Origin of the sequence: Streptomyces scabiei 87.22 (genome assembly GCF_000091305.1) — a bacterium.
Taxonomy (GTDB): domain Bacteria; phylum Actinomycetota; class Actinomycetes; order Streptomycetales; family Streptomycetaceae; genus Streptomyces; species Streptomyces scabiei.
Window position 1 is genome coordinate 2,106,003 of sequence record NC_013929.1, and the last position, 15,463, is coordinate 2,121,465.

Annotated in this window: 12 protein-coding genes; 4 read left to right on the forward strand and 8 right to left on the reverse strand. The window is 69.8% G+C overall.

Annotated features, from left to right (window positions below):
- Positions 1 to 21: 21 nt before the first annotated feature.
- Both SCAB_RS44595 and SCAB_RS08845 read right to left on the reverse strand, forming a co-directional pair.
- A complete protein-coding gene (locus SCAB_RS44595; protein WP_049875669.1) occupies positions 22 to 1,110 on the reverse strand; it encodes a peptidoglycan-binding domain-containing protein in 1,089 nt (362 codons plus the stop codon).
- 196 nt (positions 1,111 to 1,306) lie between these two features.
- Positions 1,307 to 2,680, reverse strand: coding sequence for a C40 family peptidase (locus tag SCAB_RS08845; protein WP_012999720.1), 1,374 nt, complete (start codon positions 2,678 to 2,680; stop codon positions 1,307 to 1,309).
- A gap of 322 nt (positions 2,681 to 3,002) precedes the next feature.
- Between SCAB_RS08845 and SCAB_RS08850 the strand changes: the two genes are divergently transcribed.
- Complete coding sequence (locus SCAB_RS08850) at positions 3,003 to 3,563, forward strand: hypothetical protein (RefSeq protein WP_012999721.1); 561 nt, start codon at positions 3,003 to 3,005, stop codon at positions 3,561 to 3,563.
- Positions 3,564 to 3,757: 194 nt separating this feature from the next.
- On the opposite strand, the gene SCAB_RS08855 is transcribed toward SCAB_RS08850, so the two are convergent.
- From SCAB_RS08855 to SCAB_RS08875, 5 genes are read right to left on the reverse strand one after another with little or no spacing between them, the layout of a single operon-like run.
- Positions 3,758 to 4,558 (reverse strand): alpha/beta fold hydrolase, encoded by an 801-nt coding sequence (locus SCAB_RS08855; RefSeq protein ID WP_012999722.1) that lies wholly within the window; start codon positions 4,556 to 4,558, stop codon positions 3,758 to 3,760.
- On the reverse strand, positions 4,555 to 6,150 hold the full coding sequence (locus SCAB_RS08860) for a glycoside hydrolase family 43 protein (RefSeq protein ID WP_012999723.1): 1,596 nt from the start codon (positions 6,148 to 6,150) through the stop codon (positions 4,555 to 4,557). The genes SCAB_RS08855 and SCAB_RS08860 overlap by 4 nt, the downstream gene beginning before the upstream one ends.
- Before the next feature lie 7 nt (positions 6,151 to 6,157).
- Positions 6,158 to 7,024, reverse strand: coding sequence for a carbohydrate ABC transporter permease (locus SCAB_RS08865; protein WP_012999724.1), 867 nt, complete (start codon positions 7,022 to 7,024; stop codon positions 6,158 to 6,160).
- Positions 7,021 to 7,974, reverse strand: a complete 954-nt coding sequence (locus SCAB_RS08870; RefSeq protein ID WP_012999725.1) for a carbohydrate ABC transporter permease — start codon at positions 7,972 to 7,974, stop codon at positions 7,021 to 7,023. The genes SCAB_RS08865 and SCAB_RS08870 overlap by 4 nt, the downstream gene beginning before the upstream one ends.
- A gap of 33 nt (positions 7,975 to 8,007) precedes the next feature.
- Positions 8,008 to 9,333 (reverse strand): ABC transporter substrate-binding protein, encoded by a 1,326-nt coding sequence (locus SCAB_RS08875; RefSeq protein ID WP_012999726.1) that lies wholly within the window; start codon positions 9,331 to 9,333, stop codon positions 8,008 to 8,010.
- Positions 9,334 to 9,704: 371 nt separating this feature from the next.
- Here SCAB_RS08875 and SCAB_RS08880 point away from each other — a divergent pair, with 371 nt between their 5' ends.
- Positions 9,705 to 10,718, forward strand: a complete 1,014-nt coding sequence (locus tag SCAB_RS08880; protein WP_012999727.1) for a hydroxyacid dehydrogenase — start codon at positions 9,705 to 9,707, stop codon at positions 10,716 to 10,718.
- A 152-nt stretch (positions 10,719 to 10,870) separates the two neighbouring features.
- Positions 10,871 to 13,744, forward strand: coding sequence for a hypothetical protein (locus SCAB_RS08885; protein WP_012999728.1), 2,874 nt, complete (start codon positions 10,871 to 10,873; stop codon positions 13,742 to 13,744).
- An 80-nt stretch (positions 13,745 to 13,824) separates the two neighbouring features.
- Here the strand turns inward: SCAB_RS08885 and SCAB_RS08890 are convergent, their stop codons facing one another.
- Complete coding sequence (locus SCAB_RS08890; protein WP_041668979.1) at positions 13,825 to 14,238, reverse strand: hypothetical protein; 414 nt, start codon at positions 14,236 to 14,238, stop codon at positions 13,825 to 13,827.
- Positions 14,239 to 14,440: 202 nt separating this feature from the next.
- Between SCAB_RS08890 and SCAB_RS08895 the strand changes: the two genes are divergently transcribed.
- The gene (locus tag SCAB_RS08895; RefSeq protein ID WP_231884916.1) at positions 14,441 to 15,451 is read left to right on the forward strand and encodes a LacI family DNA-binding transcriptional regulator; all 1,011 of its coding nucleotides are present in this window, start codon (positions 14,441 to 14,443) and stop codon (positions 15,449 to 15,451) included.
- Positions 15,452 to 15,463: the final 12 nt, after the last annotated feature.

Consider the following 15,463-nt stretch of genomic DNA (forward strand, 5'->3'; position numbering starts at 1 on the left):
GTCGGCTCTTGAGGTCTTTCCCTACTGCGTGAGGTGGCCCCAGGTCTGCGGTCCGACGATGCCGTCGACCACGATGGCGAAGCGCTGCTGGAACTGGCGGACGCGGCCGTCCGTGACCGGGCCGAAGCGGCCGTCGACGGCAAGCTGCAAGTCCGGCAGGTGATCGTTCAGCAGCCGCTGCAGCTTCCGTACCGCGGGGCCGTGCGAGCCCTGCTGCAGGGTGGGGGTACCGGCGGAGGCCTCCTGCGCCAGCTCGCCGTCCGTCAGCATGCCCCAGGTCTGGGGGCCGACTATGCCGTCGACGATGATCTCGACGCGTCGCTGGTACTCGCGCACCCGGGCGTCCGTCGCGGGCCCGAAGTCGCCGTCGACGGCCAGGGAGGGCAGATCGGGTACGTGCCCGTTCAGCAGTCGCTGGAGTTTGCGTACGGCCTCTCCTTGGGCACCCTGACGCACCGTGGGAGTGCCGATGCCGTCCGGCGTGCCCGAGCCGGGCCCCGCGCTCCGGACGTCCAGGTAGAAGACGTACTTCCCGATGTCGCCGGCGTCGTCCACGCCGGTGAGGACGATGGTGTCGGTGAACTGCAGGCTCCGCGGGTCATCGGGGCGGGTTCGGGTCTGGCGGCGGGAGTCGGCGGTCAGGAGCTGGTCCTTGGACAGGGCGATCGCCCCCGGGTTGTAGGGGTCGTCCTTGACGCCGAACAGGTCGGCGACGAGATCGACGAAAGCCGTGGACAGGAGCCCGATCAGGGGAGTGGCCACGGTGGCCACTCCGCCCCCGGCGAAGACGGCGACGGCGGCGGAAGCCGCCTTGGAGACGGCTTCCGCTATGACTTTCTTCTCCTCCGTCACGTCGCCGGAGTCGAATTCCACCAGCGTCGCGGACACCGTGAGATCCTGCGCGGGGCCGGAATAGAGCGGCTGCTGGACGGCGACCATCCGCAGGCCCGGGGGCCCGAAGACGTACTTCCCGCCGCCGCTGTCCGGGAACTTGATCACGGGCTGCGGATTCGTGCCCGCTATCAACTGGACCGTGCCGAAGACCTCGTCTTCCGCTTCCTGACGAATCTGGCATTCGAGCCCGGTCCACATGACCTTTACGTCCGACATAATGCATCGATCCCTGCGGTCAGGGCCGGGCAACAAGACGCTTCCCCCGTCGGCGGCGACTGACCGGCCGCATGAGATTCCGCCCTGCCGAACCGGTCAGAAGAGTTCCGGGTCGGCCGAACGCCCTTCCTCTGCCAATCTATCCCTGCCCCGGCACCATGTCCTGTGCAGCAGGGGCGATCGCCTTCCGGGCTGCCTAGATGAGGTTCTGGATGGTGTTCCAGCCGTGGCCGATGGTGCCTGCGCCGGTGAGGTCGGTGCCGCTGCTGGTGTAGAGGTAGAGGTCGCCGCTGGTGGCGTGGGTGGTGACGACGTCGGCTTTGCCGTCGTCGTTGATGTCGGCGACGGTGAGACGGTTCATGGCAGTGAAGTTGGTGCCGATGACACCTGCCGAGGTGACGCCGGAGGAGTCGCCCTTGTAGAGGTGGATGTCGCCGGTGGTCCTGTTCATCGCGACGATGTCGGCACGGCCGTCGCCGTTGACGTCTCCCGCGGCCAGGTTGGTCATGCCCGACCAGCCCTGCCCAATCTGCTTGGTGTGGTTCACATCGGTGCCCGTGCCGGAATACAGCTGCAGATTGGAATTGGCGTCCACGGCGACGATGTCGGCCTTGCCGTCACCGGTGAAGTCACCGGCCACCACGGAGGACATGCTCTGCCAGCCCTGCCCGATCTGCACAGCCGCGCTGAAATGCCCGTCACCCTTACCGAGATAAAGGAAGAGCGCTCCGCTGTCCTTGTTGACCGCGACGAGATCACCCTTGCCGTCCGCGTTGAAATCGGCTGCCGCGACCTTGTTCATCGGGCTCCAGCCACCACCCAGCTCAACGGTGTCGTACCTGCCCACCCCCTCATTGCCATAGACCCGCAACACACCGTCCGCACCCACCGACGCCAGATCATCACGCCCATCACCCGTGAAGTCGTGGGCGCCACCGCCGGTGTCGGTGATGGACTTGTTGCGGACGGGGACGTACGGGCCGAAGCCGGAGAAGTAGGGGTAGGGAATCTCGCGGTAGTGGACACCGGTGCTGGAGAACTCCAGGCCCATGTAGGAGGACTTGGAGGAATCCGTCCACTTCTCGAAGAGCACGACATGCCCGCTGTTGCCGCCGTCGTCGTCCAGCAGGGCGTCGCCGGCGCGAAGTTGGCTCTTGGTGATCGTCGTCGTGACGCCCCTGCCGGCGAAGGTGTCGGTGGTGAGCGAGGAGCTCAGGTTCCAGGCCATGGAGACGTACCCGGAACAGTCCATGCGGTAGCCCTGGTAGTAGGCGCCCTGGTTGTAGTCCAGCCCCCTGCCCACCCAGGACTTGGCACGGCTGATGACCTCGGCTCGCGATATGGCGGGGGCCAGGGCACTGGCGGTGGCGCTCAACGACTGTGCACCCGTCTGCACCGGGGTGACCGGGCCCTGGCCCGGGCTGCCGTATCCGCTCGGCGCGGTGGCAGCCGGGTCGGAATCGGTGGGGGCGGCCTGGGCCGAAAGCGTTCCCGCGGTGCTGGCGCCGAGGGAGGTGAGGACGACGATGGCAGTGGTGAGCAGACGACGCGACTGAATAGGCATGAACATGCCAAACCCCGTTCGATGATGACCCTGCACGGAAACCTGCAAGCAAATGAGGAGCAGGCGAGTTCGTGAGCGTCCCCCAAGAGGGCCGAGACGCTGCGATCCCTCGTGCGGGATGCGGTGACGCCAGGGGTGGGGCACCCGGCGGGGACTTTGCTTGATCGAGAATGCCCCGGGTGCCGTCTGCTTGTCGTTGGCATTCAGTGAACACTTTGTTGGTAGTGCGTCGACACCCAAGGTGCCCATGAGCGAGCCGCGGGTGCCACGGCGTCAGCCCTTGCCGCACATTTGAACACGTTCAAAGAATCTGACAAGGTACCTCTCCATGACCGGCTCTCATCAGTGGGCCGAGACGGTCCGGGGACGGGAGGACCTGGTGGCGGACGGAAGCAGGCTGCGTGCGTGGGGGGCGGTTCTCGGTGGCTCGATGCTGGTTCTGGCTGCTCTGACTGCGTGCGCGGGCCCGTATCAGTACTACGAGGGAACCGGGATCCACGACGCCACGCGGACCGAAGTCGCCGGGGGCTGGGAGAATGCCGAGGGGACCCGCGTGGTGCTTCGCACAGACGGAACGGCTCTCGTCGAGAGGCTCGACGGGCAGGACTTCGACTTCGACGACGGCTGGCGCTTCTCCGGTACGGGAACCTGGCAACTGACCGACGGCCACGGCGGACAGGCCGTCCGGCTCGCACTGAAGGACCGAACCCGGGTGGAGAGCCGTTCACCCGCAACGGCCGCCGCCTCCGCGGCTCCTGAGCCCCCGTCGACCTACGCATGGTCCTTCTACGTGGATCGCAATCAGCACGACGAGGTGAAGCTGTTCTTCTTCTACGGCGACCCCGACAGCGGGAACACCTACCTGATGACACGCGAGACGAGGACATAGCCATTCGTTGCTGTTGCCTGTCGGCCTGCCGGGTCCATTCAGGCAGCAGGTGTCCGCGCTGGTCATGGACCGAACCGGCGGATGTGCGAGCCACATCGCAGGCCCGGGTGATGTCCGGTCGGGCGCGCCGGACCTGCGGTCGTCGTGCAGCCGCCGTGGTGGGCTCCCGCCTCCGGCGCATGCCCCATGCGGCTTCAGTCGGGTCTCTCCCCCGTCGCCCAGTCACGGATCAGGCGGATCGTGCGTTCCGTTCGTTCTTCGTGCAGGTAGTGCCCGGTGTGCGGCCAGTGCTCCACGCGGGAGCCGGGCACGTGCAGGGTGCCGCGCTCCCATGCGGCGGCCTCCGCGGACGTCCACACGGTCAGGGCCGGCTGAGAGCGGCGGCGCAGGTGGGCCTCGCTGTGCGGACGGACGCCGACGGCGCCGGGTTCGGTGTACATGCCCGCGTAGCTCTGGGCGATGACGTGGTCGGGGGTGCCCAGCATGGTGCGGACGTGCGCGGTGCGCAGACCGGGCTGGGCCTCCGGGGAGAACGCCCCGGCCACGAAGGCGGCGGCGGCGCGGGCTCCGTGCTCCTCGTACGCGGCGAGCCGGTCGGGCATCCGGTCGACCTCCTCGCCGTGCGCCCCGTGGGCCGGGTCCAGGACGACGACCGACCGGACGTGGTGCGGATGGCGGACGGCGAGCAGGTTGACGACCTGGCCGCCCATGGAGTGACCGACTGCGGTCACCGGCCCGGTGTTCGTGGTGTCGATCAGGGCCGCCAGGTCGTCGGCCATCTCCTGCGGGGTGTTGCCCAGGTCCGGGACCTCGGAGCGGCCGTGGCCGCGCAGGTCGGGGACGAGGACGCGGAAGCCGTCGCTCAGCGCCTCGGCGTGCGGTGACCACTCCCGTCCGTCGCCGCCCCAGCCGTGGACGAACAGCAGCGTGGGCGCGCCGGACGGGCCCTGCGAGGTGCAGAACAGACGGATGCGGCCGAGGTCGAGGAGGGTCATCGGCTGCCGTCCGGCGCGGCCCGGTAGGTGGCATGGGCGAAGTCCGCGTGGACGCCGGCTCCGTCGAGGTCCTGCACCCACAGCCCCACCATCGCGCCGGTGAAGCCGAGGACCCTCAGCTGTCCGTCGTGGAACTCGTCGGCGTGCTCGTCCGACAGGACGGTGGCGTCGAGGCACGGTCCCGGCGCGTGGAGACCGCCGGAGCCGGTGTCGTAGGAGAAGCGCAGGTCGGGGCCGTCGAACTCGGCCCGCAACAGAACGGGGCGGCCCGCTTCGAGGGGGACCCGGGACGGGTGTGCGGTCGGTTTCCCGGCCTCGCAGCTCAGGACCCGGAGCGCCGGGGAGCCGTCGTCCTCGGCGGTGACGTACAGGTAGTGCCAGTTGCGGGTGTTGTAGTAGGCGGTCAGTCCGGCGAGGTGGTCGGGGGTGCGGGGCGCGAAGATGACCTCGGTCTCGAAGACGCACTGCCGCGCGGTGACGCGGCGGGCGACCAGGCTGGGGGCGCGACGGCCCGCGGGCGACTGGCCGCCCCGGATGCGAAGCCGCCCGGGGGCGGGTTCGATCCAGTCGGGCCCGGCCGGGCGGCGCAGGGTGGACCAGTCGGGGCCCAGCACCTCGAACCGGTCCGTGGTGGACCGCTCCGGCGCGGGGGCGGACGGCAGATCGGGCGCGGGTACGGTCACGGCCGGGACGGCGTCCGCGATGCGCGGCCAGCCGTCCTCGGTCCAGGTCACCGGCTGCAGTGCGGTCTCCCGTCCCAGTACGCAGCGTCCGCGCTCACCGTAGGGGCGAGCGGTGATGTGTGCCGCGTACCACTGGCCCTTCTGCGTCTGGACCAGGGAGCAGTGGCCGGCCTTCTGCAGTTCCAGCTTCGGGTCGTACCGGGAGGTGAGCAGGGGGCCCGCGGGGTTGGGCTCGTAGGGCCCGAAGAGGTCGCGGGAGCGAGCTACGGCCGCCCCGTGTTCGTAGCCGGTGCCGCCCTCGGCGTGCACCAGGTAGTACCAGCCGTCCCGGTGGTAGAGGTGCGGGCCCTCGGCGACCCCGGCGGCGGTGCCCACGGAGATCGTCCGGACCTCGCCGCGCAGGGAACGGGTCGTGCGGTCGTACTCCTGGAGTTCGATGCCCGCGAAGGACGTGTACCCGGGCCTCCAGTCGTAGCGCATGTTGAGCAGCCAGCTGCGGCCGTCGCCCTCGTGGTCGTGGAAGAGGGACACGTCGAAGCCGCGTCCGTGCAGCGGTACGGGGTCCGACCAGGGGCCCTCGACGGCGGGGGCGGTGGTGACGTGGTTGGGCAGGTCCTTCCAGCCCTCGGCGTAGGTGTCGACGACCGTGAAGACGAGGTGGAACAGGCCGTCCGCGTACGACAGTCCGGGGGCCCAGACGCCGCCGGAGTCCGGTACCCCGGTGAGGTCGAGCAGGCGCCTGCTGTCCAGGACGCCGCCCAGGGGACGCCAGTCGACCAGGTCCCGGGAGTGGTGGAGGCGTACCCCGGGGTACCACTCGAAGGTGGACGTGGCGATGTAGAAGTCGTCGCCGACCCGCAGGATGGCCGGGTCGGGTTCGAAGCCGCGCAGGACGGGGTTGTGGATCACGCGTACCTCACTTGAGGCTGCCCATGAGGATGCCGCTGCGCCAGTACCTCTGCAGCGAGAACATGAAGACCGCGAGCGGCACGATGGACAGCAGGGATCCGGTCAGGACGAGGGTGTTCATGTCCCGGGCGGTCTGGGCCTGCTGGAGCCAGGAGTACAGGCCGAGGCTGACGGGGAACGTCCGCTCTCCGGTGAGCATGAACAGCGGCAGGAAGAAGTTGTTCCAGATGTCGATGAAGACGAGCATGAAGATGGTGATGCCGCCGGTCCGCATCAGTCGCAGCGCCACCGTCCAGAAGATCCTGAACTCGCCCGCGCCGTCGATGCGGGCGGCCTCCATCAGCTCGGTGGGCACGGAACTGTCCGCGTACACCTTCCCCAGGTAGACCGCGAAGGGGTTGATGAAGTACGGGACGAGGATCGACCAGATGGTGTCGGTCAGGCCGATCTTCGCGAAGACGAGGTAGAGCGGGAACGCCAGCAGGGTGCTCGGCAGCAGCGAGGCGCCCACGATGACCGCGAAGAGCGCGCCCCGGCCCCGGAAATCGAACTTCGACATCGCGTACCCGGCGGCCAGTGAGACGAGGGTGCAGCCCGCCGCGCCCAGGGTGGAGTACAGGACCGAGTTGCCCATCCATCGGGTGAAGACCCCGTCGTGGTAGGTCCAGATGTCCTTGAGGTTGCCGCCCAGATGGTTGTCGGAGAACCACAGGCCGAAGGTGGAGTAGAGGTCGGTCTGGTTCTTGGTCGCGGAGACGACCAGGAACCAGGTGGGGGCGAGCGAGTAGAGCAGGAAGAGGACCAGCAGGCCGGTGGTCAGGGCCACCGCCCGGCGGGTGGGGCGCACCGCGCCGCCGTCGACGATGCTGCTCATGACATCTTCCTGTTCGTGACGCGGTAGAAGACGAAGGCGATGATCCCGGTGACCACGGCAAGGATCAGCGACTCGGCGGCGGCGTACTGGTAGTTGCCGGTCTTGAACGCCTTGTCGTAGATCTCCATCATCGGAGTGAAGTCGGTGTTGATCGACTCCGGCGCGATCTGGCGGAGCAGCAGCGGCTCGGCGAACAGCTGCAGCCGGCCGATCAGGGAGAACATGCCTGTCAGGACAAGGATCCCGGTGATGTTGGGGATCTTGATGGACCAGGCGATCCGCCACTCGCGTGCTCCGTCCAGGCGGGCCGCCTCGTACAGCTCGCGCGGCAGTGCCTGGAGCGCGGCGGAGATCAGGATCATGTTGAAGCCGACCCCCTGCCAGGTGAGCAGGTTGCCCAGCGAGAGGTAGGTGTTGAGGCCGCCGAAGAAGTCGATGTCCGTGCCCGCGCCGTGGGCCATGTCGAGCAGCGGGGAGCCGGTCGGGCTGTAGAGGAACAGCCACATCACGGTCGACACCACGGCGGGTACGACGTACGGGATGAGCAGCGCCGCCCGGAAGAAGCGCACCGCGCGGGCGGCCACCCCGTCCAGCAGCAGGGCGAGCAGCAGGGACAGCCCGAGCATCACGGTGAGCTGGACGGTGCCGAAGGCCAGGGTGCGCAGCATGCTGGTCCAGAAGGCGGTGTCGCCCAGGACCGAGGAGAAGTTGGCGAAGCCGGTGAAGACGACCCGCGTCGGGCCGAAGCCGAGACCGCTGCTCTTCTTCTCGTACAGGCTCTGGCTGAAGGCGTAGCCGATCGGTACGACGTAGGTGGCCAGGAAGCCCAGCAGGAAGGGCAGTGCGAAGAGCAGCCCCTTGCGGGCTCCCCTTCGCCCGGGCCGGCGGGGGGAGGGCCGCCGGCCCGGGGAGTCGGTGGCGACCTGCGCGGGTCGCGTCAGGGTGGACACGGGTGTCTCCAGACGTGGTGCCTACGGGACGGGTCAGCTTCCGGCGACGGCCTTGATGCCCTTGGACTTCAGGTCGTCCAGGGTCCACTTCTGCAGCGAGGCCAGCATGTCCTTCACCTTCAGCTCCCCCTTCATGACCCGGCCCCACTGCTTCTGCATCTCGGAGTACATGGGGGCGTAGTTCGGGCCGTACTGCCACTGGTCGCCGACCCGGGAGGCGGCCGTGGTGATCACCTTCGCGCTGTCGGACCTCCCGTTGAACATCCCGTTGGGGATGATCTTGTCCACGTACGGGGAGACGTCCTTGACCGCCGGGAAGAGGCCCGACTTGGAGGCCGGGTCGGTGAGCGTCGTCAGCGACTCCTTGCTGCTGGACAGCCAGGCGGCGAACTCGGCGGCGCGGTCCGGGTACTTGCAGCCCTTGAGGACGGCGGTGGTGTCGAAGTTGCTGGAGGTGCGCGGCCGGGCGGTGTCGAAGACGGGGGCGTCGGCGAGTTCCCACTTGCCCTTCGACTTGGGGAAGTTGGTGTCGTAGATCGGCAGCTGCCAGGTGGAGGTGGTCATCGCGATCGTCCTGCCGAGGTCCCAGGTCTTGAAGACGCCCGGGTCGGCGTAGGAGGCGCTGGAGGCCAGGCCGTCGTCCACGAGCCGCTGCACGACGTCACCGGCCTTCAGGGCGTCGGGCGAGGTGAAGTCGATGACCCAGTGGTCGCCGTCGACCTTGTACCACTGGGCGCCGGCCTGCCAGGACAGGTCGACCAGGGTGCTCGGGTCCTCGCCGGCCATGTTGAAGATCTTGACGTTCTTGTTCCGGCTCTGCGCCTTCTTGCCGGCGGCGATCAGGTCGTCCCAGGTCCTGGGCGCCTGGATGCCGTACTTCTCGAAGAGGTCGGCGCGATAGGCGGTGAACAGCGGCGAGGAGCCCATCGGGATACCGAACGTGGTGCCACCGGGGCTGACCGCGTTCCACGCGGGGACCGTGTACGCGCCCTTGTACCGGGCCGCCGTCTCGGTGATGTCGGTCAGCAGGCCGTCGGCGGCGAAGCTCGCCAGGTTCATCCCGTCCATCTTGGACAGACAGGGCGCGGTGCCCGCGTTCACCGCGGCCCGCAGCTTCTGGTAGACGGTGTCGCCCGCCGCGTTGACGAACTTGACCTGAGTGTCGGGATGCTCCTTGTTCCACACCTCGGTCTGGGCCTCGATGCCGTCGGTCCAGCTCCAGAACTCCAGCGTGACCTTGCCCTTGGTGCTCTTGGCCGCGGAGTCGGAGCCGTCGCCGCCCCCGCACCCGGCGAGCAACAGGGACAGAGAGGCCGCGGCGGCGGCCGAGGCGAGGGCTCTGGTACGGAACTGGGACATCGGTCCTCCACGCAGGGAACTGGACGGCGCTCGCGGTGGGGGTGCCGGCGCGGTCAGAGACGAGACGGGACAGGGAATCCGCATCCACTGCCCGAGAAAAGTAACCGTTTGCTGTCGTGGACCGTAGGCCCCGGGCGACTCAGGCACAAGAGGGTGGATTGAGATTGTTTCACCAATCTTGCCGAGCCGTTACTTCAACAGCCGCCTGACCTCGCATATTACGGAGCATTCACACTCTCCGTGATCAGTCGCGTCGTCCAGGTTACCGTCATTCGCATATTGACCGGCCCCTCGCCCTCTCCGTAGCGTGGAATACGTTTACTGAACCGCGCTGTCCGGTTCGCTCCCCTTCATCGCCATGCAGGAGCGTCATGCCCACCTCACCGCCGCCCGTCGCCGTGTTCGCGATGAACCCCGTGCACCTCCCCGAGCTCTTCCCCCCGCCCCTGATGGCCCGGCTGCGGGAGCTCGCGACGATCGACCAGGGCCTCGTCCTGCGGGACTTCGCCGAGCCGGCGGCGGCCCGGGCGCTGTCCACCGCCGACGTGCTGATCACCGGCTGGGGCTGCCCGCACCTCGGCGCCGGTGTGCTGGACGCCGCGCCCCGGCTGCGAGCCGTCCTGCACACCGGTGGAAGTGTGCGCAGCCTTGTCGGGGACGCCTTCTGGGACCGCGGGCTCACCCTCTCCAACGCCGTCGCCGCCAACGCCCTCCCGGTCGCGGAGTACACGCTCGCCGCCATCCTGCTCGCCGGCAAGGACGCCTTCGGGCTCCGCGAACGCTTCCGCGCCGAGCGCGCGTACCCCGCCCCCGGCGAGTACACCGCCGTCGGCAACCTCGGCCGCCGGGTCGGTGTCGTCGGCGCCTCCCGGGTGGGCCGCCGCCTGCTGGAACTGCTGCGCCCCTTCGATCTTCGGGTCGGCCTGTACGACCCGTACGTCCCCGAGGCCGAGGCCCGCGCGCTCGGCGCCGAACCGCTGCCGCTCGACGAGTTGCTGCGCACCAGCGACATCGTCAGTGTGCACGCGCCCGACATCCCGGAGACCTACCGGATGCTCAGCCGCGAACGGCTCGCCCTGATGCCCGACGGAGGTGTCCTGATCAACACCGCGCGCGGCAGTCTCGTCGACTCCGACGCGCTCACCGACGAACTCGTCTCCGGCCGGCTCAGTGCCGTGCTCGACGTCACGGAGCCCGAGCCGCTGCCCGCCGGCTCCCCGCTCTACCGGCTCCCCAACGTCTTCCTCACCCCGCACATCGCCGGCTCCCTCGGCAACGAACTGGCCCGCCTCGGCCGTACGGCCGTGGAGGAGCTGGAACGCCTCACGGCCGGTCTCGCACCCGCCCACGCGGTCCGCCGCGCCGAACTCGCCATCAGCGCCTGAGCCCGTCTCCCCCTCACAGAGGCTCTCCGACTCCTCCCTCACCAGCCCGTCGCACGGCACTCCGCCGCACTCGATGCCCCGTCGACGCGGCGCGCCCGCGCCGGGCGGCCACCACCCCGGGTGGCCGCAGCCGCACCCGAAAGGAATTCCTCGTGTCCGAAGCCCTTCAGCGCAGATCCCTGCTCAAAGCGGCGGCCGGCACCGCCGGCGCCCTCACCGTCGGCCAGCTCTGGCAGGCCGCCCCCGCCGACGCGCTGTCTCCGCCGGCTCTCCTCACCGACGGGAAGCAGGCGCCGCGTGCCCTCGACACGCTCGTCCTCGGCGACAGCACGTCCGAGACGCAGCACAGGCTGACGGCCACACTCTCCGACGTCGTCACCGGCGGCCTCGGGCAGTCGGCCCGGGTGCTCAGGCCCAAGGACACCGCGGACTTCTGGGGCGGCACCCTGGCCGTGACCATGGCCTGCCGCCCCAAGGGCACCACCTACGTGACGATCAAACTGTGGGGATCGGACGCGGGTGAGGACCTCGGCCGGCTGCAGCTGTTCGCCGAGGGCAAGCAGGTCGGCCACTACCACCTCGGAGCCGTCGACCCCCTCGACATCGCCGCCGACGACCCGCGCACCCCGGAACGGTTCTACTTCCACACGCTGCCGCTGCCGACCGACCTGACCCACGGCAAGCGCTCGGTCTCCCTGGAGATCCGCTCCATGGGCCGCATCTCCGGGTACGCGCAGTCCGCGGCCGACTACTACAAGCCCATGACCCGCCCCAGCCGGGGCGTCTACCGGCTCTACACCCACCGGGAGCCGTACTTCCGGCTGGACCGCCACGACGTCACCGGCACCCTGCCCGGCGTCCGGCTGCGCCCCTCCCCCGGCAAGGAGGTCGTGGACACCATCAGCGCCCGGGTGGTGGCCCAGGCCGCCGCCGAGGCGTCCCGGACCTCTCCGCAGCTGGACCCCTGGTACCTGGAGTTCCTGGCACGGGCCTACGCGATGCCGTCCACCGCCGCGTACCACGACAGCGCCGTCCCCCTGCAGATCACCAGCAGCCTGGACGCCCTGTACTGGAAGTACCTCGGCGACCGGACGGTGATGACCGACTCCGCCCAGCAGTGGATGGGCCTGGGCCGCCTCGGCCTGGTCCTGCTGCTGCTCGGCGACGCCTACGAGCCACTGCTCGACGAACCGGTCATCGGCTCCCCGGGCACCCTCACCAACGCCGGCTTCGAGTTCGGCACCACCTCCCCCACCGGCTGGCGTTCGGTGACCTGGTCGGGCAGCGGCACCGTCCGCCGCGACACCACCGTCTCGCGCGGCGGTACGGCCTCGGCGAAAGTGACCGTCCCCTTCGCGGGCACCGTGGGCCTCGCCCCCGGCGCCCGCGTCCCGCTGGAGCAGGGCACCTACACCTACGGCGCCTGGATCAAGACCGACGGCGTCGGCGCCGACGGCGCCTATCTGGACGTGCTCTTCTTCAACGGGTCCGGCGCCCTCGTCGGCGGCGACCACAAGTTCTACGCCTCGGCGGGCACCCACGACTGGGAGCACGTGACCGCCACCCTGGCCACCCCCGCCACCGCCACCCAGGCCGAGGTCCAGGTCCGCCTGGCGACGGCGGGTACCGCCTGGTTCGACGACCTCACCCTCACCCCGCCCGCCACGGCGACCGCCACACCCGTGATCCGCCGCGACGCGTGGACGAAGATGCTGCGGGACAGCCGCGAGTACTGGCGGCAGAACTGGCCGCAGTACACCAACCAGGCCATCATCTGCGCCATCGGCCTCTACCTCGCCGACCGCGGCCTGAGCCTCCTCGGCTCGGCCGACGCGTGGGGCGAGACCAAGGCACGCGCCTACATCCACCAGTCCGTGGGCATGACGCCCTGGCTCGGCGCCGAGAAGGCCGACGGCACCCCGACGAAGCCCCTGGGCGGCGCCTACCACCAGGTCACCAGGGCCGGCATCTCCAAGGAGCTCGGCTACGCCGGGAACTACGGCGAGCTGCAGGACTGGCTCGCGCTCGTGTACGACGCGGTCATCGGCGTCGGCGGCGTCGACGACGACGAGCTCCGCGCGCACCTGGTCAAGATGGTCAAGGCCCGCGCGGTCTTCCACCACCCGGCGCTGGACACCGACGGCTACCGGACCATGCGCATCGAAGCCGTCATCGGCTGGCGCGACCCCGAGTACCCCGGAGTGATCGCCTACGACGAGGGCAGCAAGTGGGACGGCCACCCGATGCGGCTCGCCGCCCTGCTGAAGGACCCCGACATCACCGCGTACGCGCGGCAGTCCCTCACCGACAACCAGGTCTTCCACGTGCTCAAGGAGACCTACGACCTGGGAGCCACGTCCCGGACCAACCTCAACCTGCTGACCACGGCCGACGACCACGCGTACGTCAGTGGCGCCGCGGACGACGGCACCCGTCTGCCCATGACCCCCGGACAACCCGGCTTCGTCTTCTCCGACGAGGAGAACGGCGTGGTCGCCGTCAAGCACGGCGACGAGATCCTCTACGCCTCGCTGTACTGGCGGGCCCGCTGGGGCGTCAACCGGCTCGCCCGCGTCCACCTCATCGACGCCGACGGCATCGAACGCTCGGCGACCGTGGGGCAGGACGTGAAGTACGTCCCCGACGGCCGCGCCGCGACCGAGCCCGACTGGGTCAACTTCGAGTTCGGCGTGGCCGACCTGAACCTCCCCGGCGGCGGCTTCCCGCCTCCCGGCGCCCCCTTGCACCAGGCGTTCGCCGGACAGGTGCTGCCCCTGGCCAAGGCACCGGACGACGTACCCGACTCTCCGCCGGGCGTGGAAACCCCGTACGCCGGACGCGCCTCCTTCTACCGGTGCGCGTACGGCCCGTACCTGATCGCCATGAACACCACAGACGACCGGAGTTACACACTCGCCACCGAGGGCTTCGGCGACTCCGTGAATCTCGGCAGCGGCGCGAAGGTGAGGGACGGCGCCGAGCTGACCGTGAAGCCCGGCACCACGGTGGTGCTGCGCAGACGCTGAGCGGGTGCGCGAGGAAGCGCCGGCCCTGTCGCCTCCGGTCTCGTCCGGGAGCCACAGGGCCGGCGTATGCCGTGCGTGGCTCAGGAACGCTCGGGATCGAGGGCGATGAGCACTGCCGACCGCTCGGCCGGCAGGGTCACCTTCAGCGTGCGGCCGGCGTCGTCCTCCACGAGTTCCGCCCTCCTCCCCGCCTCGAACAGCACCCGCGGCCGACCGTCTCCCGGGAGGGGCACCGTGACGCTCTCCGCGGCTCCGTCCCGGCGCCACAGGGCCGGCAGCGTCGGACCGCCGTCGGTCCTCAGTGCCAGGGCGAGCCAGCCGTCGCGCCAGCCGGGCAGGCCCAGCGGCCAGTGCGGTTCGGCGTGCGGCAGCAGGTGGCGGTAGGTCTTGTAGACGTCCCCCGCCCTGCGGACGACGGCCGCCCGGCCCGGGGTCAGCAGATCGGGGCGTCCGCTGAGGTGGACGCGCCCGAGCATCGCCGACACCATCACCATGCCGAGTGACAGGGTGGAGTAAACGTTTACTGTTCCTGGACGGTAGTTTTCCGCACTCAGTCCTCGCAAGAGGGTTCGGATGCAGTAACGTCGGGTTGTGACGAGCGCGGGAAACAGTTCCTCGGACAGCGGACAGGCCAGACGGTCCAGGCGTGGGCCGAACGGCACACAGGGCGGCGACCGCCCCAGCACCATTCGCGATGTGGCCACCCGGGCCGGCGTCTCGGTAGCAACCGTTTCCCGCACCCTCGCCGGCAACTACCCGGTGTCCGCCACCACACGTGCACGCGTCATGGCCGCCGTGGAGTCACTGCACTACGTGGTGAACGTGCACGCCAAAGCGCTCTCAGGGCGGGTGGCCGGCCCCATCGCCCTGGTCATCCAGGACATCACCGGCCCGTCGCTGGCCCATGTGGCGGCCGGAGTGGAGCAGGAGGCGGCGGACCGCGGCAGGCTGAGCCTCGTCTGCGCCACGCACGGGGACGCGGCCCGCGAGGACGACCTCGTGCAGCTGATGCGCGAACAGCACGCGGGCGCGGTGGTGCTGGTGGGCGGCGCGGTGCAGGACGACGCGTACCGCTCCCGCATGGCCGGGTACGCCAAGGCCCTGGACGCCGCAGGGTCCCGCCTGGTGCTCGTCGGCCGGCCGTCGCTGCCCGACGGTCTTCCCGTCACAGTGATCGAGTACGACAACCGTGGGGGCGCCTTCCAGGCCGTGGACCATCTCCTCACCGCCGGGCACCGACGCATTCTCTTCCTCGGCGGCGACCCGCTGCTGAGCACGGCCGAACGACGTCGCGAAGGGTGGTTGCACGCGCTGCGAGCCCACGGAGTGCCGCCCGCCGAGGAACTCGACCTGCCCGGCCCCTACACCCGGGTTTCGGGCTACCAGAGAATCCGGGAGGCGCTCGCCGCCGGACTGGACTTCACCGCGGTCTTCGCGGGTACGGACGTGGTGGCGACCGGCGCGCTGGCCGCGCTGCGGGAGGCGGGTCTGGACGTCCCGGGTGACGTGTCCCTCGTGGGCTTCGACGACGTCCCCTTCGCCGCCGATCTCAGTCCCGCCCTCACCACCGTTCGGGTTCCTTACGAGGACCTGGGACGCACGGCGGTTCGACTGGCACTGGGCCGCGGAGAGCGCCTGACGGCCGATGACCACGTCGTGCTCGGCACACAGCTGGTGATACGGCGGTCGGTACGCCGGCTGGGATGACGCCGCCGGGCC